The organism is Streptomyces sp. ISL-66 (assembly GCF_018614135.1).
GTDB lineage: Bacteria > Actinomycetota > Actinomycetes > Streptomycetales > Streptomycetaceae > Streptomyces.
In genome coordinates this window covers 1-25,403 of record NZ_JAGGOW010000095.1, presented here as the reverse complement: position 1 = coordinate 25,403, position 25,403 = coordinate 1, and the positions used below count along the sequence as shown (strand labels likewise).

General features: G+C 68.8%; 20 protein-coding genes and 1 pseudogene. 6 read left to right on the top strand and 15 right to left on the bottom strand.

Annotated features, from left to right (window positions below; genetic code table 11):
* Window positions 1-39: 39 nt before the first annotated feature.
* From J7E97_RS18595 to J7E97_RS18570, 6 genes are all read right to left on the bottom strand, one after another.
* Window positions 40-1,152 carry a cupin domain-containing protein gene (locus J7E97_RS18595; RefSeq protein ID WP_215028461.1) on the bottom strand — a complete coding sequence of 371 codons (1,113 nt, stop codon included), beginning with the start codon at window positions 1,150-1,152 and terminating at the stop codon, window positions 40-42.
* Window positions 1,149-2,189 carry a carbon-nitrogen hydrolase family protein gene (locus J7E97_RS18590; protein WP_215028459.1) on the bottom strand — a complete coding sequence of 347 codons (1,041 nt, stop codon included), beginning with the start codon at window positions 2,187-2,189 and terminating at the stop codon, window positions 1,149-1,151. Before J7E97_RS18590 ends, J7E97_RS18595 begins: the two co-directional genes overlap by 4 nt.
* A gap of 14 nt (window positions 2,190-2,203) precedes the next feature.
* Window positions 2,204-4,600 carry a bifunctional salicylyl-CoA 5-hydroxylase/oxidoreductase gene (locus tag J7E97_RS18585; protein ID WP_215028457.1) on the bottom strand — a complete coding sequence of 799 codons (2,397 nt, stop codon included), beginning with the start codon at window positions 4,598-4,600 and terminating at the stop codon, window positions 2,204-2,206.
* Window positions 4,601-4,688: 88 nt separating this feature from the next.
* Complete coding sequence (locus J7E97_RS18580) at window positions 4,689-5,183, bottom strand: thioesterase family protein (RefSeq protein WP_215028455.1); 495 nt, start codon at window positions 5,181-5,183, stop codon at window positions 4,689-4,691.
* Window positions 5,184-5,240: 57 nt separating this feature from the next.
* Entirely contained in the window at window positions 5,241-6,866 is a 1,626-nt protein-coding gene (locus J7E97_RS18575) for a benzoate-CoA ligase family protein (protein WP_215028453.1), read from the bottom strand.
* A 162-nt stretch (window positions 6,867-7,028) separates the two neighbouring features.
* On the bottom strand, window positions 7,029-7,391 hold the full coding sequence (locus J7E97_RS18570; RefSeq protein WP_215028450.1) for an ATP-binding protein: 363 nt from the start codon (window positions 7,389-7,391) through the stop codon (window positions 7,029-7,031).
* A 333-nt stretch (window positions 7,392-7,724) separates the two neighbouring features.
* Here J7E97_RS18570 and J7E97_RS18565 point away from each other — a divergent pair, with 333 nt between their 5' ends.
* Window positions 7,725-8,660 (top strand): alpha/beta hydrolase, encoded by a 936-nt coding sequence (locus J7E97_RS18565; protein WP_215028448.1) that lies wholly within the window; start codon window positions 7,725-7,727, stop codon window positions 8,658-8,660.
* Between the two features lie 240 nt (window positions 8,661-8,900).
* Window positions 8,901-9,452 carry a phosphatase PAP2 family protein gene (locus tag J7E97_RS18560; RefSeq protein ID WP_308346576.1) on the top strand — a complete coding sequence of 184 codons (552 nt, stop codon included), beginning with the start codon at window positions 8,901-8,903 and terminating at the stop codon, window positions 9,450-9,452.
* Between the two features lie 114 nt (window positions 9,453-9,566).
* Here J7E97_RS18560 and J7E97_RS18555 read toward each other — a convergent pair whose 3' ends face one another.
* A complete protein-coding gene (locus J7E97_RS18555) occupies window positions 9,567-10,574 on the bottom strand; it encodes a LacI family DNA-binding transcriptional regulator (RefSeq protein WP_215028444.1) in 1,008 nt (335 codons plus the stop codon).
* Between the two features lie 231 nt (window positions 10,575-10,805).
* Between J7E97_RS18555 and J7E97_RS18550 the strand changes: the two genes are divergently transcribed.
* Window positions 10,806-11,102: a cytochrome P450 gene (locus J7E97_RS18550; RefSeq protein ID WP_215028443.1), complete on the top strand. Its 297-nt coding sequence runs from the start codon at window positions 10,806-10,808 to the stop codon at window positions 11,100-11,102.
* A gap of 181 nt (window positions 11,103-11,283) precedes the next feature.
* The gene (locus J7E97_RS18545) at window positions 11,284-11,613 is read left to right on the top strand and encodes a cytochrome P450 (protein WP_215028441.1); all 330 of its coding nucleotides are present in this window, start codon (window positions 11,284-11,286) and stop codon (window positions 11,611-11,613) included.
* 209 nt (window positions 11,614-11,822) lie between these two features.
* Here the strand turns inward: J7E97_RS18545 and J7E97_RS18540 are convergent, their stop codons facing one another.
* The 3 genes from J7E97_RS18540 to J7E97_RS18530 form a co-directional block, all read right to left on the bottom strand.
* Complete coding sequence (locus J7E97_RS18540; protein WP_215028439.1) at window positions 11,823-13,604, bottom strand: glycoside hydrolase family 3 protein; 1,782 nt, start codon at window positions 13,602-13,604, stop codon at window positions 11,823-11,825.
* 332 nt (window positions 13,605-13,936) lie between these two features.
* Window positions 13,937-15,484 carry a carboxylesterase/lipase family protein gene (locus J7E97_RS18535; RefSeq protein WP_215028437.1) on the bottom strand — a complete coding sequence of 516 codons (1,548 nt, stop codon included), beginning with the start codon at window positions 15,482-15,484 and terminating at the stop codon, window positions 13,937-13,939.
* A 111-nt stretch (window positions 15,485-15,595) separates the two neighbouring features.
* Window positions 15,596-16,195, bottom strand: a complete 600-nt coding sequence (locus J7E97_RS18530) for a phosphatase PAP2 family protein (protein WP_215028435.1) — start codon at window positions 16,193-16,195, stop codon at window positions 15,596-15,598.
* 680 nt (window positions 16,196-16,875) lie between these two features.
* On the opposite strand from J7E97_RS18530, the gene J7E97_RS18525 reads away from it, so the two are divergent.
* Both J7E97_RS18525 and surE read left to right on the top strand, forming a co-directional pair.
* Entirely contained in the window at window positions 16,876-18,120 is a 1,245-nt protein-coding gene (locus tag J7E97_RS18525; protein ID WP_215028433.1) for an MFS transporter, read from the top strand.
* A gap of 119 nt (window positions 18,121-18,239) precedes the next feature.
* Window positions 18,240-19,145, top strand: coding sequence for a 5'/3'-nucleotidase SurE (surE, locus tag J7E97_RS18520; RefSeq protein ID WP_215028431.1), 906 nt, complete (start codon window positions 18,240-18,242; stop codon window positions 19,143-19,145).
* A gap of 326 nt (window positions 19,146-19,471) precedes the next feature.
* Here surE and J7E97_RS18515 read toward each other — a convergent pair whose 3' ends face one another.
* The 5 genes and pseudogenes from J7E97_RS18515 to J7E97_RS18495 form a co-directional block, all read right to left on the bottom strand.
* Entirely contained in the window at window positions 19,472-20,128 is a 657-nt protein-coding gene (locus J7E97_RS18515) for a DUF5701 family protein (protein WP_215028428.1), read from the bottom strand.
* A 122-nt stretch (window positions 20,129-20,250) separates the two neighbouring features.
* Window positions 20,251-20,682, bottom strand: a complete 432-nt coding sequence (locus J7E97_RS36650) for an ATP-binding protein (protein ID WP_215028528.1) — start codon at window positions 20,680-20,682, stop codon at window positions 20,251-20,253.
* Between the two features lie 47 nt (window positions 20,683-20,729).
* Entirely contained in the window at window positions 20,730-22,598 is a 1,869-nt protein-coding gene (locus tag J7E97_RS18505) for a SpoIIE family protein phosphatase (RefSeq protein ID WP_215028427.1), read from the bottom strand.
* Between the two features lie 347 nt (window positions 22,599-22,945).
* Window positions 22,946-24,211: an MFS transporter gene (locus tag J7E97_RS18500; RefSeq protein ID WP_215028426.1), complete on the bottom strand. Its 1,266-nt coding sequence runs from the start codon at window positions 24,209-24,211 to the stop codon at window positions 22,946-22,948.
* A 921-nt stretch (window positions 24,212-25,132) separates the two neighbouring features.
* Window positions 25,133-25,403, bottom strand: a pseudogene (locus J7E97_RS18495) (ATP-binding protein); the annotation flags it as partial.

Sequence of the window (25,403 nt, the reverse complement as noted above, 5' to 3'; positions counted from 1 at the left end):
CGGTGTCAGGGCCGGCGGCTTGCGGTACGGCGCCGCGGCTCAGGCGGTGGGCTGGTGCCCGCCGTTCTCGGTGTATGCCTCTTCGCGGTGGAAGCCGAGCGAGCGCATCACGGGGAAGTCGTTGAAGGAGAAGAGGCAGGCGTCCTCGTCCTGGTCGAGGTTGTGGTGCTCGTGCCAGGCCCAGGACGGCACGCAGAAGATGTCGCCCTTCTTCCAGTTGAAGCGCTGTCCCGCGATCACGGAGTAGCCGTGGCCCTTGGCCGCGGTGTAGATGACCGAGCCGGTGTGGCGGTGGGCCCGGGTGGCCTGGCCCGGCCGCAGAAGCTGCATGTGGGCACCCATCGTGGGCATGACCGAGCCGCCGGTGAGGGGGTTGGTGTACTCCGCGATCACACCGTCGTACGGCGATCCTTCGCCGGCCTTCGCGAGGTTGCGCAGGGCCTCATAGGTCGGCTCCCAGGGGAAGGCCAGCAGGGGGGAGTAGGGGCGGGTCCACTTCTCCGCTCCGTAGGGCAGCAGGTTCCCGCCGTAGCTGAGCACCGAGGAGTTGATGACCTTTCCGGGGACTTGGTGAAGGTCGGGGTGGACCTCGTAGAAGCCGGCGTCCAGAGCGTTGACCAGCGGTATGTCGAGGCCGTCCTGCCAGATGACCGGGGCATCCTCGGACTCGTTGCCGTGTTCGTGCCAGGTTCCGTTGGGGGTGATGGCGAAGTCGCCGGGGGCCACCTTGAGCTTCTGCCCGTCGACGATGGTCCACGCTCCGGTGCCTTCGTGCACGAACCGCAGCGCGGCCGCTTGGTGGCGGTGGGCGGTCATGGCCTCGCCGGGGCCCATGATCTGCAGGCCCGTGTAGAGGAGTCCGGCGGCTGCGCTGACGTCCTTGCGGCCGGGGTTGACGAGCATGACCACGCGGCGGCCGGCGTCGTCCGCCTTGACCAGGTCGAGTGCCTTGCGTACCAGGGGTCGCAGTTCGTCGTAACGCCACAGCACGGGGACGGATTTGGGCTGGGGGTACCACGGTTCGATGTCGTTGGCGACGGTCCACAGCGCGCCGGCTTCGAGTTCGGCCAGTTCCCCGTAGTAGGCGGTGAGCTCGGGGGTGTCGGACACCCGGGCCCTGCCCAGCATGGTGTCGTCATGCTCGGTGGTCATGCTTCCTCCTTCGTGGTGCTGGTGTGTCCGGTGGCGAGGGGCGCTGTGGCGGGTGCCGTCGGCGCATGCGTGGGATCGGTCGCGAAGGTCACGGGGGTGCGAGGGCGGTTGTCGACGTGGAGCTGGAAGATGTCGAAGCGGTTGTAGTGGCCGACGATGTCGTGCATCTGCTTGGGCTGGATGCACTTGGCCAGGTCGATTTCCGCGTACACGATGCCCTCTTCGTCGATGAGGGGTTCGGTGACGGGGCGGCCGTCGGGGCCGAAGATCCCTGACAGGGCGCTGCGGGGCCGTGCGAGCATGCGGCGCAGGTCCTCGTCGTCGCCGGCGATGGTGTCGACGATCTCCGGGGAGATCGTCGAGCAGGCCACGACGGAGAAGACCTTGCCCTCGAAGCTGTGGGCAGCTGTACGTACGGCGATGGCGTCGGCCATGTCGTAGTCCGCGGGGGCGACCGGGAGGGAGATGTAGCAGGACGCGTGGACGAGTTCGCCCTGTGCGAGAAGGGTGAAGCGGGCCAGCGTATTGGTGTTCTCCCCGCAGGCGAGCGCACCGAGCGGCCCGACGGGTGTGGAGTGGACCTTCAGGGAGCTTCCGTCGCCGCCGGTCCAGGTGAGCTTCTCGGCCCAGGTCGGAACCAGTTTGCGGTGCACGCCGAGCAGTTCGCCGTCCGGGCCGATGGTCAGCAGCGTGTTGTAGAGGACGCCCAGGCTGTGGGGGCCGCGTTCGTTCACACCGATGACGAGGACGACACCGTGCTGGCGGGCTGCTGCGCGTAGGGCATCCACGTGCGGCCCGGGGATGTCGATGGAGGAGCGGTAGAGACGCTCGAACCACGGGGAGCCCTGGACGGGGTTCATCGTCCAGTTCCAGTACGGGTATCCGGGGATGAACACCTCGGGGAACACGACGAGTTCGGCGCCATGGGCGGCCGCCTCGGCGATGAGGGCTATCGCCTTGTCGACGGTGGCGGCGGGGTCGAGGTAGACGGGGGCGGCCTGGACGGCGGCCGCGGTGAAGCGGGGCAGGTTCTCCATCGAGTCCCTCCGGTTCAGTGGGCCGCGGCAGCGACGGCGCGGGCTTGGACGAGGGGAAGCCAGCGCTGGTGCACGGGAGCGGAAGGCTCCCGCAGCAGCTGAAGGCGCGGCGGGATGCGGTCGGAGCGCGCGCCCGGAGGGCGGCCGCTACCGGCCTTCCATGACGCCGGCCAGGGGGCTGCCGCACCGCTGTAGCCCTGGGCGGCCGCAGCGTGCAGGGTCCACAGCGGGTCGTGCAGCTGGGCGCGCCCCACGGCGCAGAGGTCTGCCCGCCCGGCCAGGATGATCGAGTTCACGTCGTCGTACGTGGAGATCGCGCCGACCGCGATGACCGGGACGCCTGTTGCGTTGCGGATCAGGTCGGCGTACGGGGTCTGATAGCTGCGACCGTAGCTCGGACGCTGGTGGGCGACGACCTCGCCGGTGGAGACGTCGATCGCGTCTGCTCCGGCCTCCGAGAGAGAGCGGGCGATCTCGATGGTGTCGGCTTCGCTGGTGCCTCCCTCGGCCCAGTCGGTGGCAGAGACGCGGACGACGAGCGCCTTTCCCGCGGGCCAGACCTCGCGGACCGCGCGCAGTACCTCCAGGGGGAATCGCATCCGGCCGGCGAGGGTGCCCCCGTACTCGTCGCTGCGCGTGTTGGTGAGCGGAGAGAGGAAGCCGGACAGCAGGTGGCCGTGGCCGTACTGGAGTTCCAGGACATCGAAGCCGGCCCGGTCAGCACGAGCGGCGGCGGTGACGAAGTCGCCGGCGATGGCATCCATGTCGGCGCGCGTGGCTTCGCGCGGCACGGTGCTGTTCGCGTCCCAGGCCAGCGGGGAGGCAGCGACCAGGGGCCAGCCCTCGGCGCCCAGCGGCGTACTGCTGCCGTCGGGACGGGGCGTATGGGTGGCCGCGCGGCGGCCGGCGTGGGTGAGCTGGATGCCCAGGCAGGTGTCCGACTGCTGGTGGACGAACTCCGCGATACGGCTCCAAGCGGCCTCTTGTTCGGCGGTGTACAGGCCGGGGCAGCCGGTCGTGGAGCGTCCCTCGGGGCTGACGGCCGTCATGCCGGCGAACACCAGGCCCGAGCCACCGATGGCCTGGGTACTGAGGTGCACGATGTCGAAGTCGCCCGGCACACCGTCACGTGCGGTGTAGAGGGCGATGGGAGGCGCGACGACGCGGTTGCGAAGGCGCAGGCCGCCCAGACGGAACGGCCGGAACATCGGGGGGGCGGTCGCCCTGCCGGGCAGGGCGACTGAGGAGGCAGTCTCCAGGGCGTGGCGGGCGTCGACGGCGTCGGTGAAGTCCTCGTCGCGTATCCGCAGGTTGTCGTAGGTGACGCGTCGGCTGCGGGTGAGGAGGTTGAAGGCGAACTGGTGCGGGTCCTGGCCGGTGTAGCGTCCGACGTTTTCGAACCATTCGAGGCTGGCCTGGGCGGCTCGCTGGGTGGATTCGACGACCGGCTTGCGTTCGGCCTCGTACGCGGCGAGGGCGGCGTCGACGTCCTGGTGCTCGTGGAGGCAGGCGGCGAGCGCGAGTGAGTCCTCCATGGCGAGCTTGGTGCCGGAGCCTATGGAGAAGTGGGCGGTGTGGGCCGCGTCCCCGAGGAGGACGACGTTGCCGTGGCGCCACGTCTCGTTGCGGACGGTGGTGAAGCTGATCCACTTGGAGTTGTTGGGCAGCAGGCGGTGGCCGTCGAGATGGTCGGCGAGTATCTCCTCGCAGAGCCGGATGCTGTCCCCGTCGCTCGTCCCGGGCGGGTAGTCGCGGGCTGCGAACTCTTCGAAGCCGGCACGTCGCCAGGACTCCTCGTCGATCTCGACGATGAAGGTGGAGCGTCTGTCGTCGAAGGGGTAGGCGTGAACCTGCAGCGTCCCGAAGTCCCCCTCGGCAACGATGAAGGTGAAGGCTTCGAAGACCTTGTCGGTGCCGAGCCACATGTAGCGGCAGTTGCGCTCGTCGAGGTCCGGTCCGAAGGTGTCGGCGTAGGCGGCGCGGGACGCCGAGCGGACCCCGTCACACGCGACGACCAGGTCGTACTGGGCGGAGAGCTCTTCGACCGGCGGGGCCTGCGTGCGGTAGCGGACGTCCACGTCGAGGGCGGCGCAGCGCTGTTGGAGGATCTGCAGCAGGCGCTTGCGTCCCAGCGCGGCGAAGCCGTGGCCGCCGGAGGTGAGCACCTGGCCCTTGTAGCGGACGTCGATGTCGCTCCAGCGGGCGAAGTCCTCGGACATGGCATCGAATACGTCGGGATCCGCCTGCGCGATGCCGTCGAGCGTCTCGTCGGAAAAGACCACGCCGAAGCCGAACGTGTCGTCGGGCGCGTTGCGCTCCCAGACGGTGATCTCCCAATTCGGGGAGAGCTGCTTGGCCAGGGCCGCGAAGTACAGCCCGCCAGGCCCTCCTCCGATAACTGCTACGCGCACGGCGTTCCTCCTAGTGGTTCTGAAAACAAGATATGTCGCAGATTTGGCGATCGTCAAGTAAGCAACATATTGAGGTGGGTGTCCCCGGTCACGCGTACAGCTCCGGAGCCTGCGGGCCCGCAGCGGTGAGGACTTCACGCACGTCGTCAGACCAGGCGGTGGATCCGGTGGCACGGGAGGCCGAGTGGGCGATGATCATGCGTCCGGTGGCTGCCGGTTCATCCCCCTCACCCCGGACGGTGAAGGCGTAATGCAAGGAGCTGGTACCGACCTTGGTGACCCGCAGTTCGGTACGCACGGTCTCGCCGAACCACAGCCGTGCCCGGTAGTCCGCCTCGAAGTGGACTCTGGGAGTACTGCCGAAGAGATGGGCGAGCCCCAGGCGCCGCAGCAGGACCGCCTCGGCGGCCTCGACCCAGCGCACCACCGTGGAATGGTGGTAGTGGCCGGCCGCGTCGGTGTCCTGCCACTCCACCCGGCGCTCGACCACGACGCTGGGCAGATTCTCTATGCGCGCCTCCGGGCATCCGGCGGAGCAGCTGTCCGCGGAGGCGGGTTCCTCGTGGGGGGCGGTAGCGGTCATGGTGGTGTCTTTCGTTCGGGCGGAAGGCGGCGTGCGGGGGAGGACCGGTGGTGGGCGCTAGGAGGCAGCGGAGTGGGCTCGCCTGCGCAGTTCGCCGCGTTGGAGCTTGCCGTTGCTGGTGCGCGGCAGTTCCGTGACGAACTCGATCGCGCGCGGATACTTGTAGGGCGCGATGGTCCGCTTGACGTGGTTCTGGAGTTCCTTGGCGGTCGCCTCGTTCGCCTGGACGCCGGGCCGCAAGATCACGTACGCCTTCACGAGCATGCCGCGCTTGCTGTCCGGGGCGCCGACGACGCCGCACTCTTCGACATGGGGGTGGGCCGCCAGAGCCTTCTCGACCTCGGGCCCGGCGATGTTGTAGCCGGATGAGACGATCATGTCGTCGCTGCGGGCGACGTACCAGAAGTAGCCCTCCTGGTCGCGTATGTACGTGTCACCGGTGACGTTCCAGCCGTCCCTCACGTACGTACTCTGGCGCGGGTCGTCCATGTACCGGCAGCCCGTGGGGCCGGTGACGGCCAGTAGACCGGGCTGCCCGTCCGCTACCGGCTCACCCTGCTCGTCCACGATTCTGGCCCGGTAGCCGGGCACGGGTCTGCCGGTTGAGCCGGGACGTATGTCCTGGTCGGCGGCGGAGATGAACACGTGGAGCATTTCGGTGGCACCGATGCCGTCGATGATGCGGTGACCGGTGGCGGCATGGAACTCCTCCCACACCTGCGCGGGGAGCGCTTCCCCGGCGGAAACGCACCGGCGCAGTCCGGACAGCTTGTCCACCGCTCCGGCCGCCATGATCGCCCGGTAGGCGGTGGGAGCGGTGAACAGCACGGTGACGCGGTGTTCCGCGACGAGATCGGCCAGCTGCTCCGGTCCGGCCTGCTCGATCAGCAGCGTCGCGGCTCCCACGTGCAGGGGGAAGACCACCAGGCCGCCGAGTCCGAAGGTGAACGCAAGGGGTGGTGTTCCGGTGAACACATCGTCCTGGTGTGGCTTCAGCACGTGACGGGAGAAGGTGTCCGCGTTCGCCAGGATGTCCCGGTGGAAGTGCAGGGTGGCTTTCGGGCGGCCCGTCGTTCCCGAGGTGAACGCGATGAGGGCCACGTCGTCCGCGGCGGTATCGACATTGACGAACCGGCCGCTCTTGCCCGCGCAGCGCTGCGCCAGGTCGTCCTCGCCGGCGCCTCCGTAGGCGATCACGGCGAGCCCGGGGGTATCGGCGGCGACGAGTTCACCGAGGAAGCGGTGGTCGCACACGGCGACGGCCGGCCGGCTGATGCCGCTCAGTTCCGACAGTTCCGTTGCGCGCAGCAGCGGCATCGTCGTGACGGCAACCGCGCCCGCCTTCAGCACCCCGAACCACGTGGCCACGAGCCAGGGGTTGTTCGGACCGCGCAGCAGGACGCGGGTTCCGGGCCGGATCGCGAAGTCCTCGGTCAGGACCTGGGCGACCTGGTTGGCGCGATGCTGCAGTTCGCCGTAGGTCCACCGCTCGGTGGGAGTCAGCAGACAGGGGCGGTCCGGACCCCACCGTTCGACCGCGTCGTCGAGCAGGCGCTGGGCGGAGTTGAGTCGGTCCGGGTAGTGCAACTCCGGTAGGTCGAAGTGCAGTTCGGGCCAGAGGGGAAAGGGCGGGAGCCGATCGCGGCAGAAGGAGTCCGCGTGCGCGGATGGGGAGAGCTCCATGGGGCGGCACCTCAATCTGGGGGCAGCGGGAGAATGAAGCAAGTATGTCGCTTTGCTAGCGAGCGTCAATATTACGCGACATCCAATTTGTTAACAGCATGTTGCCGACGCCTCCGGAACGCCCCCTCCCCACGAGTCGACGCGACGGCCCCCCGGGACTTCTCAGGAGAGGGGAAGGCGCACCCGGACGGTCTTGCCGTGCGCCCGGGTGTGGGCGGACACCTCGCCGCGGCAATGGGCGACCGCCAACTCGACGATGGCCAACCCCCGGCCGCTCTCGGCGAAGGAATCCGCACAGCGGGCACGCGGCAGGAAGGGGTCACCATCGGCGACGTCGAGACTGAGCCAGCCGCCGGTGAAAGTCACCGTGACGCGCAGCCTGTCGGTGACGCCTGCGGCGTGCCGCACCACGTTGGCGGTCAGCTCGCTGACGACCAGCAGCATGGTGTCGGCGACCTCGGCCGGGATCCGCCACCCTTCAAGGGCGACGCGAACCCGCGCACGGACCAGTGGGACGTGTTCCACGGTCGGCGTGAGTGACCAGTGTGCGGAGGAGTGGCCGGATGGCGCGCGGAGCCGGGGGGTTAGGGCTGGGGTGAGCATGGGGGCTCCCGAATGGAGGGGGAGAAGCCTGATAGCTCGTGTAACAACGCTTGGAGCAGGGGTGAGCAGCTGGCGTCAAAATCCGGGCAGCCACTCTTCCCGCTGCTGTTACACGTGTAACATGCTAGGCATCTCCTGACGCGGGACGCAAGGATTTCGGACAAACGTTACGAACGTATGAGGTCGGGCGTCGTCAGGGCATCCGAATCCCTTCGCGAGCCGAAACGTCGCTCTCCTCGATGCGAAAGGGCATCCATGACGCAATCACCTCCGGCCGAGCTCGACCTGGCATGGCCGCCGCCGCCCTACGGCCAGCCTGTGCCGCCCACCGTGGCCGAGGGCGGGGTGCGCCGTTTCGACGGGGCCACCTACGCCACGACCCCCGGGTACCGCCCCCGCCTGCTCGATGTCCACGTACCGCCGGTTGATGGCCCGGTGCCTGCCGTCGTCTGGATCCACGGCGGAGGCTGGCTGGACGGTGACCGGCGCTACCCCCCGCCGACTGTTCCCGCCGCTCTGCTGCACGGTGCGGTCCTCGGAGCCGGACTCGCGCTGGTCAGCATCGACTACCGGCACAGCCTTGAGGCGCCTTTCCCGGCGCAGCTGCATGACGTGAAGGCTGCCATCCGGTACGTCCGGCACTTCGCCGACGTATTCGGTATCGATCCGGAGCGGATCGGGGTCTGGGGCGAGTCGGCAGGAGGCCACCTCGCCGCTCTCGCCGGACTCGTACGTTCCGGAAGTCCCGACGGTGCTGCCCTGGAGGGCACGGAGGGAGTGGGGGCAGGCGACACCGCGGTGAAGGCGGTTGTGGACTGGTACGGAGTTTCCGAGATCGTAGCCCTCCTATCGCACCCGATGCCGGTGCCGCCCGGCGTCGAGTTCCCCGACCCGTACGCCGCGCTGCTGGGCGGAAACGCTGAGGAGCGCCCGGAGCTGGCGCGGGCCGCGAGCCCCGTCACCTACGCGGACGGGACAGCCCTCCCCCCGTTCCTCCTGGTTCACGGAACAAGCGACGGCCTTGTCCCGTACAGCCAGAGCGTGCTGCTCGCCCAAGCCCTAGAGGACGCAGGCGGCGACGTCACCCTTCAGCCCGTCGAGGGAGCGGACCACATTTTCCTCGGCGTCCCTGACGTCACCCCCATCGTCAGCGCGGGCGTCGCATTCCTGACCCGCCACTTGAGCACCTGATCCACCACTGCTGGCGCTGTCTCCGGTGTGGGTCGCGGCTGCGCTGCGTCCCACACCGTCTCCCGATACTCATCCGGCCGCCGAAACATACGGCCTCGAGAGGCTCTCATGTCCCGCACGCTCGACTCTTCAATCACTCCCGCGGCCGGCCGCCGCCGGCCCACAACTGTTCCGCCGCGAATCGGAGTTCTACGACTGGGAGTCTTCTTCCTCCTCGTCACGGCCCTGCTGGGGGTCAGCGTGCACGCCGATCCGCAGCGGCCGCCCTTCCAGGGTCTGGACGAGCGCTGGCTGTCGTGGATGGGAGGTCCTCATGGGGGCCTCTACGGCGTCGTGGCCGCCGCCTTGAACTGGTTCGGCGGTCCGCTCGGCGTGGTCGTGCCCCTCGCTCTGCTGGTCTTCCTGATGGCCCGCAAACGCTGGGGATCGGTGTTCTACCTGCTCACCACGTACGTCGGCGGAAGCATGCTGGTCGTTCAGGTCCTCAAGTTCCTGGTTGACCGGCCGCGTCCGGAGAACCCGATGGTCCGGGTGGACCACGGCTCCTTCCCCTCGGGACACGCCGCCGGGGCAGCGATGCTCGTGGTGATGGTCGGCGCTCTGCTGGTGCCGGCCGCCCGGCGGCGCGCGTGGTGGCTCGGGGGGACGCTGTTCACGTTGGCAATGGTGTGGAGCCGCACGTGGCTTCATGCGCACTGGCTCAGCGACACAGTCGCCGGCGCTGCGGCCGGCGCCGGCACCGCGATGCTGACGTGGTGGATATTCCGGCACAGGCTGGCGCGGGAAGGCTAAGCGCCCACCTGCGTCTGCGCACGGCGGGTCGCCGCATTCGTCAGATGCGCCGAGGGAGGCCGAGGCGCAGTCCTCTCTCACGGGTCGGGAACGCGCGCGACCAGGTGAGAGGACTCATGAGGTCTGGCGATGGACCACAACGGCTTCCATGCCAGGCACCGGTGGCGCCGTCCCCTTCTCGATCAGTTCGTGGAGCGTATCTGCAATGAGGGCCGGCGAGGGCAGGTCGAGGCGGATCGTGGTGAGCGGAGGCTGCTGCAGAGCCGAAAGTACGAGATCGTCGGACCCGACGAGCGCCACATCGCCCGGAATCGAGATGCCTTGGGCCTGGAGCGCATGCGTCAAGAGAGCGGCGTACTCGTCATTGAAGGCGAAGACCGCGTCCAGGTCCATATCGGCCCACCGCTTGGCCAAGGCCGTGGCGGACTCGCTGGTGTAGGAGAGTTCAACGGGCGTAACGGTGGCCATGTGCCGGGCGGCGACCGCTTGGGCGCCGGACAGCCGAGGACGGGCGAAGGCCTGGAGGCCGCGCTCCTGCGGCATGACCACCGCGATCCTGTTACGTCCCCGTGCGATGAGGTGCTCCGTGGCCGCGGCGCCGATGGCGGCGTGGTCGAACGGCACGGTATGGACGCCCTCCACTGGATGGGAGCCGAAGGCGAGCAACCCTCGGATGCCGGCGCGGCGCAGCAGGTCCGCGGCCTGAGGGGTGAGCCGGTCGCCGTCCATGGCCAGGACTGCCGTGGGCCGCAACTCGGCCCATGAGCGAGCGGCCGTCACCGCATCGGGAAAACGGCCGGCGTGGAGCACCGTGGTGTATCCGTGCCGGTCGAGTTCACTGTGCAGGTCGTCCACCCAGTCGCTGACCAGGCGGCCGATGGCAGAGATCGATGCAGGCATCAGGACCAGATTGCTGCGTCCGGCACGCAGGGATCGTGCGGCCGCGTGCGGGACGTAGCCCAGGTCCTTGGCTGCGGCCAGAACGCGGGCCTTGGTGCCGTCGCTGACCCGGTGCCCCTGAGTGTTGTTGAGCACGAAGGACACGGTGGCGCGGGAGACCCCGGCCAGCCGGGCCACATCTGCGCTGGTGATGGCGGATTTGGCGGGCATCTCTTCGGCCATGACGTCCTTCTCTCTCCCTGCAGCCGACGAGCCGCTTCTCCCTACCAGGTTACACGCGTTACTAAAAGGAGATCGCAAGGTGAAGCGATATTGACTCTCGCCATTTATCCTCGATAGTTTGACGCTTCTCGCGCTCGCCGCGTTCCATCCGCGCGATGTGTACGGTCCGCTGCGGCAGCGCTGGGGGCGTCGCCCCCGTCGAACTGGCCCCCCGGAGTAGAGGCATGGCTTGTGCTGGGGTTTCAGGAAGTGCTGGAACTCGTATGGAACGAACGGCACTTCTCCAGCGACCCACGGCGTTGGAAGGCGCTTGCCGAGGGGCTGATTCCCGAGACCTCCTCCCTGCTGCCGATCCTGGGCTGGCGTCCGGCCCTGAACCGGCTCGACGATCAGCCGCATCGCCGACAGCGGCAGGTTGTGACGGAGGCACCCGGCCGTGTCGACGTGCGGTTGCTGCGCACGTCGGTCAGGCAGCGGGCCGAGGCCATCGTGGACGGCTGGGCAATGCAAGGCCTGCCGATCTTGTGACCCAGTACGGGCAGCCCCTGGTGTGGTCGGTGTTCGGGCAGCTGCTCGGCCTCGCGAACTCCGAGGCCTCCACGCTGAGCGCGCTGGTCAGCTGACGGTCTTCGACGCCGCCGACCGGGCACTGTTGGCCGGCGCCCCGCTCTCCCATATCGCCGGGCGCTGGGCGAGAAGCGATGTCACCTTGGCCGGAAGCCGGATCGCCGCGGGCGATCTCCTCATACCCTGCCTGGCCGCCGCGCACACGGACCCCGGCATCCACGGGGCAGGCAGTCTCGCCAGCCACCGCGCACACCTGGCCTTCGGTACCGGGGCTCACGGGTGCCCCGCCAAGGAGACGGCGAGGCTGATCGTCGAGACGGCCGTGGACGTGCTGCCGCACCGGCTCATCGAGATCCGTTCCGGGGCCCCCGACACAGCCTTGCGCTGGCAGCCCTCCCTGTGGGGCGCCGTCCCCGCCGGCCTGCCGACGGTGTTCCGGCCGTCTTTCCCCCGCCCGATCCTTCCAGCGTGACGTTCTCCGGGGCGGTGAGGGGGGTACCGGAAAGGCACCCGGAGGACGGCTCCCCCGACGTCGACCAAGAACCGCAGCGCTGGGGCTGGTGGGACTCCATGTCCGGCTGGTAGCGGGGCTCCTCTCCTGCGTGTCGGCGCCGGCCGCACACGCATCGAGGGTGGCAGCCGCCCCTTGAGGCAGCTGCCACCCTCCCGATCGAGCTGGGATCAGCTCAGGCGCAGACCGTGGCCATACGCGAACAGCGGGTCCACCGAGTCGTTGGGCACGTCCTCGTTCCCCGCGATGACGCTTTCCATCGAGCGCGGCAACTCGAACGGCAGACTGCCCTCTGGCTTCGTGCGGCCGAAGAGCACGTCGAGCAGCGCTGTGTCCGACGCCCCGTAGTTCGCAACCAGTGCCGCCGCGGCATCGGCGATCTCCGGTATGACCGCTGCACGGTCGAGGAAGATGTCGACGACCGTGGGTACGGCTGTCGTGACGGCGAGGATGGGTCCCCGTTCCTCTTCGGTGAAGTCGAGGCGGCCCGCCCGGAAGAAGGACTCGAATCCCGATGTCCGGGTGTTGTCGTGAGGAGTGGCGATACGCAGGACGGCCACGTCGGCCTCTTCCAAAGTGGTCACTACCGTGGCGTACCGCGCGGCTACGGGGGGATCGATGCCCTGCGCGTACAGCCGGACGCCGGGCTCCAGAGGCAGCAGCGGTGCGGTGGCGTCGTCGGGGCGGTCCTTCAGGACAGTGATGGAACGGCTCTGGGCGTTAAGGCCGACGGCCGTGAATTCCGCGTTGCCGCAGATCTGTGCGGCCTTGTCGGGGTCGACGTACGGGTCGTCGAAGAGGCCGAGAACGAACTTCTCCCGCAGCAGGCGTGCCACCGATTCGTCGATCCGATCGGCCGTGACGCGGCCTGTGCGCACCAGTTCAACGATGAGTTCCGGAGCTGCTTCGCCACCGAGCTGGTCCGCGCCGGCTTCGATGATGCGCTCCACGCGGGTCAGGCGGTCCAGATGCTCGGCGCCCCAGGCCCGTGCGGGGAAGGGGGCACCGAAGATCTCGGTGTCCGTGACCAGGCCCCAGTCGGTGCAGACGATGCCGTCGAAGCCGTACTTCTCGCGGAGCAGGCCAGTGATGACGTCCTTGTTGAAGCCGAACCCGATCTCCTCGTACTCGGTGCCGACCGGGAGTGCGTAGTACGGCATGATCTGCGAGGTCCCCGCTTCGAAGGCCGCTTCGAAGGGGATCAGGTGGTAGTCGAAGTTGTCGCCGGGATAGACCTGTTCACGGCCGTAGGGGAAGTGGGCGTCCTCGCCGTCCTTCTGCGGACCGGCGCCGGGGAAGTGCTTGGTCATGGCCGCGACGCTGGTACGGCCGAGGGCTTCCCCCTGGAGGCCGCGGACATGGGCGGCGACCATGCGGGCGGCGGTCTGGGCGTCGGAGCCGAAGGTGCCCATGACCCGCGGCCACCGGGGTTCGGTGGCGAGATCCGCCATGGGGTGCAGGGCGAGGCGGATGCCGACCGCGAGGTACTCGCGGCGGATGATGTCGCCCTGCAGGCGCGCCAGTTCCCCGTCACCGACGGCCGCCAGCCCCAGCGGCTCGGGCCACAGCGAGAAACCCTCGGTGTGCACACTGGCGGCAGGATTGTCGACGAAGCTGTTGCGGGGATCGGTGGAGATGGTCACCGGGATGCCCAGACGGTTCGCGGCGGCCAGGTCCTGCAGACGGTTGTTCCACTCCGCCATGCGACGCGGGGCCGCGGCGCCGAACAGGTTGAAGTGGTTCATCAGCTTGCCCGTCACCATGGCGGTGGTAGAGGCACGCATCGGGTCACTGTCAGGGGCTCCCGCCTCTGGTTCGACCAGAGTCCCGTCGGCGTTGATGGCGATCATGGTCTGGAAGAGCATGCCCGCCTTCTCCTCGAGCGTCATGCGCCGCAGGAGGTCGGCCACCCGCTCGTCGACCGGCCGACGCTGGTCCTCGTAGGGCTCCATGACACCGTTACCGTTCAAATCCCGAAACGGCGTGCCGTCCGGAGAGGTCAGCAGTCGCGGCCGAGCCGCCGGAGTGTGCGACATGGGTGCTTGCTCCATTTCGTGGCACGAGCCGGGACTCATGCGGAAGAAGGATGCGGGCGAATTTGACGCGCCCAGCCTGCGCGGCGAGCGGGCTCTTTCAGTGGCCCGGCCCCGGACGCTCCCACGGGCGTCCGGGGCCGGGCGGTGCGGCCCCGCCTCCCCCCGAGGCGACCGCACACCAAGATTACACGTGTAACGCTGTTTGGTGGCCGTTTGCGGTGGAACTCTGTGTGGTGTGTGCGAGCGACCTACGGCCGCGTGCGCCCCTCATGCAGGGTGCGCGAGTGTCCCGCCAGGTCGCCCACGGAGGTCACGACGGAGTCGAACCGCATGGTGGCGCGCGACTCCGCCCCGTACCGCTCCCAGGTCGGCATGCCGGGGTGATTGGGGTTGCCCGTGCGCACGAATGCGATCCACGCCTGGTGCATGGACTGCGCCAGGCCGTCTCGGAGGGCGGGGTCGATCCCTTCGATGAGGGGCGCGTGGGACCACTTGTCGAAGTTGTCGAACACGAAGGGCAGTTCCAGGCAGTGCGCCGCGGCGAGCCGGCCGCCGCAAGCAGGGGTCGGCAGGTCGAACTGATAGGCCCACACGGGGCGTCCCGCGCCTGCCCGGGCTTCGGCGAGCTCCACGCAGGGAACCCGGAACAGCTCGTCCGTGATCAAGTCCATGAGTACGTCTACCGGGCGGGCCCCGGGGCGGGTGCGGGCGTAGGCGTCGTAGACCTCGTCGGCGTCGTCGGCGAAGGTTTCCGCTATCCGTCCGAGCACCTGCTCCTGGGTTGCCACGGCGTACCGGTCGTCCAGCGCGAAGCCGAAGTTCGCTTCCTCGCGGGTCCAGCCGATCATGACGTCGATGTCCGCAGCCGCTCCGTGGAGCAGAGTCTGGGCGGGATGCTCCCGCAATGTCACGCCGTCCCGCACTGGGAGGAAGGGCGTGGGCCAGTAGCCCCATTCCATCGTGTGCCCGAACAGTCCGCCCGCCGCTTCGATCAGCCGCGGCCAGGGCAGATCGCGGAGTTCGTCGGCGTTGTTGGCGCCGGCGAACTGGAGGTACGCGGCTGTCCGCTCCAGATATTCGGCCGGTGTCGGGATGTGCAGGCCAAAGGGCGGGCTCTGCAGGATGACGCGCTGGAACAGGCGTTGCGCTTCGGGGTGACCTGCCAGGGCGGCTGTGGACATCGCGCCGCCCGACTGCCCGGCGACCGTGATGCTGCCGGGGTCGCCGCCGAAGCGCGCGATGTTCTCGTGTACCCATCGCAGTGCGGCAAGCTGGTCGGTGAGCCAGAAATTCCCGGCCTCCGGGTCGTCCTGCCCGTCTTGTCCTTCGGCCCCGAAGTAGAGGTAGCCGAGCGGTCCGATGCGGTAATTGATACTCACCACGACGAGGTCGCCGTCGCGGGCGAAGGTCTCGCCCGAGTAGTTGGGCAGGGAGCCCGAGCCTGACACGAAGCCGCCGCCGTGGATCCAGAGGAGAACCGGCCGGCGGCCGCCGTCCGCCGCGGGCGTCCAGATGTTCAGGGTCAGGCAGTCGTCGTCGAACGGCGGTGAACCATGGCCGCCGAGAACGGGGTCGCCGCCCTCCATATACATCTGCGGCGCGCTGGGGCCGTCGGCCGTGGCGTCGCGTACTCCGCTCCAGCCCGGATGTGCCTGCGCCGGTCGCCATCGGAGGGGGCCGACCGGGGGCGCCGCGTACGGCACCGCCCGAAAGACGGCGATGCCCTCTTCGACCGCGCCTCGCAGCCGACCTGCCGCCAGGTCGACCACAGGAGTGCGGTCCGGTGTGTTGTCCATGAGCGTTCCTTCCTCATCCAGGCTGCACGGCACAGACGCCGTCCGCACCCTCGACCATATGGCGTGTTTTCGACGTACGTCAATAATTGAAAATAGACGGTCTTCGGGGCGTCAGAACAGCCGGCCGGCTGCAGCGCGCAGGGCTTCGCGTTCCAGCAGGGTGGCGAAGGCCCTCCACAGGAGGAGGCAGATTCCGGCCCCGGCCATGGCCCCGGCGACGGTGTCGCTGAACCACTGGGCGTGTAGCCAGATACGGCTCCACATCATGGCGGCCACGTATGCGGCGCCGAACAGCCACCACCAGCGTCGCGCTCTCGGAGGGAACAGCACCACTGCGGCCACCATCACGAGCGTCACGGAGGTGAATACCTGCCCCGAAGGGAACGACCCGTTGGTGACCAGGACCAGGGGGTGAGGCGGCCTCGGGCGGTCGACGACCTGCTTGAGGGGTATGACCACGAGCACGTTCGCGAGGATGGCGGCAACGAAGGCGAACAGTCCCGACCGCCAGCGCCCGTAGACACACAGGACCCCGATCAGCGCTAGCGGAACGATCAACCCCATCGGGCCGCCCATCCGGTCGAGGATGCCCGCGAAATCCATCGACGGTCCACTTTCCGGACCCTCCATCCACTGCGCCCATTGCGCGTCCAGAGCCCCGAAGGCCGAGACGCTGCTACGGAGCATCAGGCCAATGACCAGGGCCGCCACCAAAAGGACGGCTCCGGTGATCGCAGCACCCCTGGGCGGCGGGGCGGGGACGTAGTGGCGCGGAGGCGTGGCGGGTATCGCAGGAGGGCCGGCTTCAGAGGATGCAGGGAACATGATGGGACCTTCCGGGTCGTGTGCGGTGGCCGGAGAACGGTTTGGTGGCGGGTGAGCGGGTCGGATCGGCCGCGACCGGGGCGCCGGTGTCCTGCGGATCGGCCGGCGTGCACCGCCAGGAAAGGGGCGGGGGCCGCTAAAGGCTGCGCCGCGCGTACGGGTTGAGTAGATGCCGCGAGGACATGCCGCGAGGACACGCGCCAGACGGCCGCACGGGCGGTAGTGGCACGGTGCCGGTGAGTATTGCCCCTACGTGCCGACCGAAACAAGAGCAATATATTTTTCGGCCACGCAGATCTCCCACCCCTGGGTCAAACGCGCAGCGCACACCACCCGAGGCGTCCGTCGCCCCTGATTCGCTCCCGGGATGCCCTTTCCTCGGCTCTAGCGCGGAGCCCATGCGGGGTGCTAGACAGTGTCCATGCGCAGCTAACACGTGTAACTACGCTGCTGAAACCCTCCGCCCGAGCGCTCTCGCTGCCGTGGCCCCCTCTGCTCCGTCCCTGAGGAGTCGACATGTCCGTCCTCGACAGCCGTAACACGGCGTACACGCATCGGCGGCCGTCATGACCACGAACGAATTGATCGAGCCCCGCGCCCACGCTGCGCCGTCGGCACCTCGCCAGCGCGGGCTCATGCTGCTGCTCCTGGTGGCGAACGCTTCCATGCTGGCCGTCTACATGGGCGTGGGCTCCGTGCTGCTGCCCCTTCAGATCGCGGCCGTCGATCCCGCCCACAAGGTCGCCATCCTGGGCCTGGTGGGCGGCGTCAGCGCGGTTTTCGCAACCGCGTTCAACCCGATAGCCGGCGCGCTCTCCGACCGCACCGGACGCCGCAACCCCTGGATCCTGGGCGGCGCCCTTGCTTCGTTGGCCGGCCTGGCCTTCCTCAGCACCGTGCGGACCGCCGTGATGCTCGGCATCGGCTGGTGCCTGGTCCAGGCCACCATGAACGTCTACCAAGCAGCGGTTACCGCGGTGGTCCCCGACCGGATACCTCCGTCCCGGCGCGGAACGGCATCAGCCCTGGTCGGGCTCGCGCTTCCGATCGGCGGGACCGTCGGCGTACTCATCGCCTCCCAGACATCAGACAGCATCACGACGGGTTACCTCACCTTCGGAGCCCTGGTCGCCGGAGCCGCCGTCCTGCTGACGTGCTCGTTCCGCGACGTCCCCCGCCCGGCGCCGGCTCCGGCTGTGCCCCGGCGCCAGCGGCTCGCCGCCTTCCTGTCGGCCCTGTCCCACCATGACTTCCGGTGGGCCTTCATCGGCCGGGCCCTGATGGTGCTCGGCTACTTCTCCGTCATTGGCTATCAGCTGTACATCCTCGACGACCACATCGTGCTGCCCTCGGGTCTGGAGCCGGCCGCCGCGATGGCGATCCTCACCCCCGTGTCCATGGCCGCCATGGCGGTCTCCACGGTGGTCGGCGGTCTGCTCTCCGACCGCTGGAACCGGCGCAAGGTGTTCGTGGGCGCGTCGGCGGCGCTCGCCGGGCTGGTCACGGTGGTTCCTGTCCTCAGCCCCACCTGGACCGGAATGCTTGTCTTCAGCGCCCTCAATGGGCTGGCCTTCGGCTGCTTCATGGCTGTGGACACCGCTGTGGTCACGCTGGTTCTGCCCAGGGCTGAGGACGCCGCCCGCGACATGGGCGTCCTCAACATCGCCAACGCCGGTCCGCAGATCATCGCTCCCTTCGTCGCCTCCGCGATCGTCACTGCTTTCGGCGGCTACAGCGCGCTGTTCCTGGTCGGCGGCGCCTTGTCCCTGCTCGGGGCGCTCGCGGTCCTCCCGATCCGCAGCGTCCGCTGAGCAGAACTCCCCTCCAGGCCGGCCCTCTACGGACGCGTCTGAACACAACCCCGGCGGCCGCTTGCCGAGGGTCGGGCGACCACCGGTCCCATCACCTCCCTCATTCCAAGGAGCACATTGTGAGACGCAAGCGAGTTCTGCCGCTGGCGGCCCTGCTGCTGTGTACGCCAGCTCTTGCCGCGACAGCCCCTGCGGCCGCCTCGCCCCAGCCCGCGGCCAACGGCCCGCTGCGCATCCTGCTCACCAACGACGACGGCTACAACGCCCCTGGCATTCGTGCGGCGTTCCAGCGCCTGACCGCTGCCGGGCACGATGTCACCATCGTCGCGCCGCTGACGAACCAGAGTGGCACCGGGACGAAAACGCTCAGCGCAACCACCGTCGCGGTCAAGCACCCGGAGGCGAAGGTGTGGGCGGTGGACGGCACACCCGGCGACTCTGTGGCCTTCGGTCTCTCCGAGGTGTTCGAGGGCCGGGCGCCGGATCTGGTGGTCTCCGGCACCAACTTCGGCCCGAACGTGGCCGGTCTGGCCACCCACTCGGGCACGGTGGGCGGCGCCGTTGCCGCCCTCGAGTCAGGTGTGCCCGCCATCGCGGTCAGCACGGGCGGCTTTGCCGCTCCGGACCCGGTAGCCACCATCAACGCCATGGGACCCACCGTCGACTTCCTGGCCAAGCTCATCGACCGCCTGCGGTCACTGGCCAAGTCGGGGCCACTACTGCCCCGGGGCGTGGGCCTGAACATCAACCACCCGGTGATCGGCGCGGACGGAAAGGGGACCGCCAGCGGCACCTCCACCACGTTCCAGGACCCCCAGGCGCCTCTCGTACCCGACTTCACCGACTCCGGAGACGGCACCTGGAAGGTCAGTGTGAAGTTCGCCCCCCAGCCCGCGGCAAAGGGCGGCGACGTAGAAGCCGTCAGCGCCGGCAAGATCGCCATCAGCCCCATGGCCGCCGACTGGAACACCGGCCCGGGCGACTTCGCCAAGACCAGCGCTCTGCTCGCCGGACTTCGCCCATAGACCGGGACCTGCCTCATGGGAGCTACGGAATCGGGGAATGTTCGGTTCCGTAGCCGCCGGCCTCGGTGTCTGAACGGGTTGTTGGCGCTGTCCGTAATACCCCAATGGCGCTCACCTTGTTGGCCACACTGCCCTTCCCCCCCCACCCCGCAGGGTGGCGGAGGCCGGTGCTGCTCGAGTGTGGCTCCGCGATGGCCCGCGGCCACCCCGGGCTGGTCGCACCGCTCCCGAAGGCCGCCGGCTATCACGGCGTTGGAGGCCGAGGGGCGGCATCCGTGTCACCGATCGATGTGGCGGGGACCGTTGCGGCCGCCCTTCTGTGGGAGCTAGCCCCTGCGGCCCGTAGCGGAGGCAAAGCCCAGCCAGGTGTGGCGGTTGCCCCACCAGCACCAGCCGACCTTCGAGGCGTTGCGTCGCTCGCGGCCGTCCCGCCCTGCGCCGTTGCTGATCCAGATCGCCGGGGTGCGGGCGTCCAGGGCGCCGTTTGCCTTGCGCAGCCGGGACCCGATGGTCATGAAGCAGCGGTTGCGCTCGAGGACCGCCGGCTGCTGGAGCACCCAGTGGATGCCTTCGGTGAGCAGCAACGGGGTGCGGTCCTCCTCGGTGAGGGCGGGCAGTGCCTCATCCGGGCTCCAGTTGGCCATGTGGTCACCGCGGTCGAGGCCGGTGATGAGGTAGAGGGGAGCGTCGGGCAACTCGACGGTGCAGGGAGTGAAGCGGTCGACGTCAGGCATGTCGGTGACGACGAAGCCGGGCTTGCCATCACGGCGGAGCAGCGGTGCGAGGGCGGAGGCGGGGGCGCGGTCCGGGTGGATGGCGAGCAGGGCGTGGCTGTCTCCGCGACCAGCGTCCTCGGCGAAGGTGCGCAGGTCGTCGGCGGGTATCCCCGCGAGCTCGTGCACCCCAAGCTCGATCAGGTGTTCAGCTTGGGTGGCGAGCGGCGGGAGAGGGGGCACGGTAACGGTGGACGAGGTATCGGGCAAGGTATTCCCTCGGTTCACGGTTCGGAGCAGTAGGCCTGAGGTCAAACGAGGCGGCCCACCGGAGTGTTCCCGGCGCGGCCGTGCCGCGACAGACGAAGCCCCCGGGACGGACTAGCGCCGCATCACGTGCCGCCCCCTGGTTGGGCCCACAACAAGTGTAGCGAAGAGCAGAGTTGGGGATTTTCAAGGAACCCCAACAGGGTCAGGCTCGGCGGCGCTTCTCCTGGGTCTGGGCGAGCCGGAACGATTCGGTGCCGGTCTCCATGATGTGCGCGTTGAAGGTCACCCGGCCAGCGCCCCAACCGATTCCAGCCCTCGGCTGCGTCGGGGCTGACGGGCAGCAGGCCGATGTCGTCGTCGACGATCAGGTCGGAGCGGATTACCCGGGCCAAGGCCTTGGCGATGGAATCGTCGGCCCGATGCCGGCGGACGAAGGCGCTGAGGTCTTCGATGGAGAACCAGGTAACGGCCATCCCGGCCTCGACGGCGGCCTGGCCAAGAGTCTCGCACCAGTGGCCGTTCCTGGTTCCCGAGGGCCCGCCTACACAGCAAATAGCCGATCAACGGGCACGCCACCAACGACTGAACCTGACCAGCCCTGCTAGGAGAGGGCACCGCCGATGTCTTGCTCGGTCCATATGGTCTTTCCGGTACCCGTGAAGCGGCTGCCCCAGCGGTCTGCGAGCTGGGCAACAAGGAAAAGACCGCGCCCCCCTTCATCCGTCTCCCTGGCGCGACGCAGGCGCGGCTGGGTGCTGCTGGGGTCGGACACCTCGCATACGAGCACCTCGCTACGGATCAGCCGCAGGCCAACGGGGCCGCCCGCGTAGCGGATGGCGTTGGTGACCAGTTCGCTGACCACGAGTTCGGTGACGAAGGCGAGGTCGTCCAGGTTCCAGTCGGAGAGTTGGCGGAGGACGACCTCGCGGGCGTGGGCGACTTTCGACAGATCGGCTTCGATTTCCCATGTGGCGATGCGGTCAGGCGGAAGGCGGCGCGTCCGGGCCAGGAGCAGGGCGACGTCGTCGGTCGGCGCTTCAGGCAGGAGGGCGACGAAGATCCTCTGGCTGGTCTCGTCCAGTGTCAGGCCTGGGGCAGTGGCGGCGAGGCAGTCCCGCAGTCTGGCCATCCCCTCCTCTATGTCGTTGTCGCGGCTTTCGACCAGGCCGTCGGTGAAGAAGGCCAGTGTGCTGCCGGGAGGTATCTCGAGCTCGGCCACCTCGAAGGGCATGCCGCCCACCCCGAGCAGCGGACCGGGAGCCATCTCGAGGAAGAACGGTTGTCCCTGCGAGGGCAGCACGGCTGGCGGTGGATGGCCGGCCGTAGAGGCGGTGAGCCTGCCGGTGGTGGGGTCGTAGACGGCATAGAGGCAGGTGGCTCCCAGGACGGCCAGCTCCGAGCTGGAGACACCGGTCCTGTGCTCCGTGGAAAGGCCGAGCACCAGGTCGTCGAGGTGGGTGAGAAGCTCACCCGGGTCCAGGTCGAGGTCCGCCAGGGTCTGCACGGCAGTACGCAGCCGTGCCATCGCCGCGGTGGCATCAAGACCATGGCCGACGACGTCCCCGACGACGAACGCCACACGCAGAGACGGCAGCGGGATCACGTCGAACCAGTCCCCGCCGACACCTACACCGCCGCCCGCCGGCTGGTAGAGGCCGGCTGTCTCGGCGGCTGCCAGGTCCACGGCTGAGTGTGGCAGCAGGCTTCGCTGCAGTGCGAGCGCGGAGCGGTGCTCCTTGGTGTAGCGGCGGGCGTTGTCCACCCCCAGGGCGGTGCGCGAGACCACGTCCTCCAGGAGGGACGCGTCCTCGTCTCCGAAGGCCGAGGAGAGCTGGGAGCGCCACACCGTGACGCAGCCGAGGATCAGCCCTCGCGCGTAGAGCGGAACCGCGACCGATGAGTGCGCGCCCCGTGGGATGAACGACCGCAAGTGTTCGGGGTCGACGCTGAGCGCCGTGTGCAAGGTGGCCACGTCCGAAATCAGCACCGGGTGCCCCTGCATGAGGGGCCGCATCAGAGCGTTGTCCGGCACGGGGGGCAGGGCCTGCCCGACCGGCAGGAGGTTTTCGGCCGAAACCGCGGGGCTCTGCGCGGCGGCGATCCTGCGCAGCCGGACGTCACCGCTGGCGGCGAACCGCGCAGGCTCGTCACCCACCAGTACCGACTCGGCAAGGTCCACCGTCGCCAGGTCTGCGAAGCCGGGGACCAGTAGGTTCACGAGTGTCTGCACAGTGTCGGTCACATCCAAGGAGGCGCCGATCGTCGCTGCGGCAGCGTGCGACAGCTCCTGCCGCCGTTGCTCCCCGTCCAGCTCAGGTGTCGTCGACGTGCCTTCGACCGGTGCCAACAGGACCAGCCACTGGCCGTCGGCAGAGGCGAGGTCACCGGAACCGTGCGACGCCATAAGGGCCAGCGTGCACGCGAGATGGAGAGCACGACCTGAAGCGCCCGCCGCGGGAACGTAGAGCAAACGCCTTAGGTGTCCCGTTGCCGGATCTGTCGGGAGCAGGGCCAGCAAGGGGACGCATACCTGTCCCGGTGAGCATGGCAGCAGTGCCGTGGCCATGGGATGGCAGGAAAGGACAACCCCCCGGGGATCGAGTACGACCGCTGCCGTGCCGAGGGGAGATGTGGCTCCGCTCTGGCCGCCAACCTCGGATTCGCGCATATCGCCTCGCTCATCATCACCGGCACCCTCAGTATCGTCTGCCCGCTGAGCGCGGGCGAGCTGAAGACGGGCCGACGAGGCAGGCGGGGCCGGCGGGAGGGGTGCGCCTTCCGTGCATATCCGAGGACGGAGGGCGCACCGCGTCGGCGCTATGCGACCGTCGCCGTACCTCTCCCGCGGCGGCTCCTCACCGCCGCAACCAGTGCGACGGCAGCGGCCAGCGCGACAGGACCGCCGGCCAGCAAGAGGACGTCCTGGCCTGCCGCGCCGAGGCCGATCAGCGCCCCGGCGACCGCGGGCCCCACCACCGATCCCGCTCGTCCGAATGTTGCGGCCCAGGCGACACCGGTCGTCTGAGCGGCAGGCTCGTACATGGTCACCGCAAGGCCGGCCTGGCCGACGACTCCGGCAGTGATCCCGGCCCCGGCCACCCCAAGCGTCAGGAAGAGCCCGGTGCCGCCGAGCTCCAGCTGACTCGCCGCGACTAGGAACGCTGCTCCTATCAGGGCCGCGGCGGCCAGAGCCCGCAGAATTCCGAAGCGCGCCGCGACCGGGATGAGCAGGAGACCCCCGACGATGCCGCCCATGCCCAGTACGGCGGAGCCCATCGGTGCTTGCTCAGGGGTCAAGCCGTACCCGGTGGTGAGGATCGTGGGCAGCCACGCCTGGAGCGCGAACATCGTCGTGAACACCAGCAGAGCAAAGGCCCACAGCAGCACCGTGTTCACGGACGAGCCGCGACTGAAGAGGCCGGCGACTGTCATCTTCTGGGACCGGCCGTCTGCTTCGGTGGCGGCAGGAATCCGCTGTTCGCGGGGGAGTCCCCAGAACAAAGCCGGAAGGAGCGCGACCGGCAGCAGTGCACCCAGCCAGAACACGGAGGTCCACCCGAAACTTGCGATCAAACGGCCGCCAACGAGCCCCCCGGCCATGGAGCCGACACCGAGTGCCAAGGCGACCGCGACGGTATAGGCGCCACGACGCGATCTGGGGGAGTGGGCGGCTGCAAGCGATATCGACGTCGGCAGGACCATGCCCAATCCGATAGCGGTCACCAGCCGCATCACGGCGAGCTGACCGACCCCGTGGGCCATCACGGTGACAGCGGAGCCCGCAGCGAAGAACGCGGTACCGGCAATGATCACATTCCGGCGTCCGAATCGCGCCGCGAGAGAGCTGCACAGCAGGTAGCCGATGACCACTCCTACGTTGGTCATAACCAAGGCCGGCGCGAACACCGCCGGCGGCAGGCCCCAGTCTCTTGCCAGAGCGGGGACCACGAAACCCAGAGATGTCGTGTCGTACCCGTCGAGAAGCAGAACAGCGAACACGAGGGCGTTGACCCGCCAGAAAGCAGCTCGGCTCGAGCCACCCTCGGCGGAGGAGGCGGGTGAGCGGGTCGGGGCTTGCGTCATGGGAATCCTCGGCGGAGGGAGGGCGGGGCCTTGCGAAGTGGGGACGGTGCAAGGACCGCGTTCGGGAGGGGGAGGCCGCCGTACGGGCGGCAAGCGCACCACAGTGCTGGCCGAGGCACGCTGGGAAACGGGGAGCGGTGCAGTAGATTACACGTGTAATTACGCCCTCTTTACTGTGTAACATCCCGCGCTCACCGCGCTCTAGAGCTACTCGTCGGAAACCAGCCAATTGTTATGCGTGAGGTCTGTAACACGTGCCACCCGCGTAGAGCTTTGGAGCGGGACGAACACACGCTGGAGATGTGGAAGAGGGAGGTGTGGTCGCGGGCAAAAGTCTCGCGGCGGCGCTCGAGGCCTGGATCCTCTTTGAGGACGAAGCCGGATTTGTGATGACGCCGCTCCGCGCACGCACTTGGGGAAGGCGCGGAAGCGTCCCTGTCGTGAGGGTTCGCGGCCGGTCCAGGCGCCGGATGGCAGGAGGCCGATCAGCATGGCGATGGCGGGGGGTTCCAGGGCTCATCAGGGTGCCGAAGGCGGTCGCCGGGCATCCCTGTTCTCCGCGCGAGCCGTGGCTATCGGGGCGCGCGTGCAGCTGTGATCAAGCTTGGGGCGGGAAACCGGTGCGGCAAGACGCCGCAGCAGGGCCGCCCCGGCCCGGCCGGACAGCACGATGCCGAGGTGCCCAATCAGCGCCGCCCCAAAGCCGAAGACCGTACAGACCCCGCCGGCCAGCACGTCCGAGGACCACATCGTCGGTGATCTCGCGGGCAAGGACGGGCGCGGGCCCAGGATTGGTGCGCGTACCAAGGCCCATCGGGCATCGCCGCTAGGGTCCCGGCCCGGCGGTGCGCCGGGCCGGGGCGGGGCGGAAAAGTGCCCGAGTCTAGTGCTGCTCCGCGGAAGTTCGTGGAGGGGTGTTGGTCAGGTGAGGGGTTCGCCGAGGTAGAGGGTGCATGCGCAGTCGAGGGCCTCTTCGGGTGAGCCGGAGGGCAGGCCGCTGGGCAGGATGTTGTCCTCGTAGCGACCGCTGGTGGCGAGGTAGAGCGCGAACCCCCAGGTGTGGAGGACTCCACCGAAACGCAGCCGGCACAGGGGCAGTGATTCCTGTGCCGGCAACTGGCCGTCTACGTAGGCGAATCCTGTGCGGAAGCGGACGGTGACGCCGTTCAGCTGTGGCCAGTGTTCCTTCGCG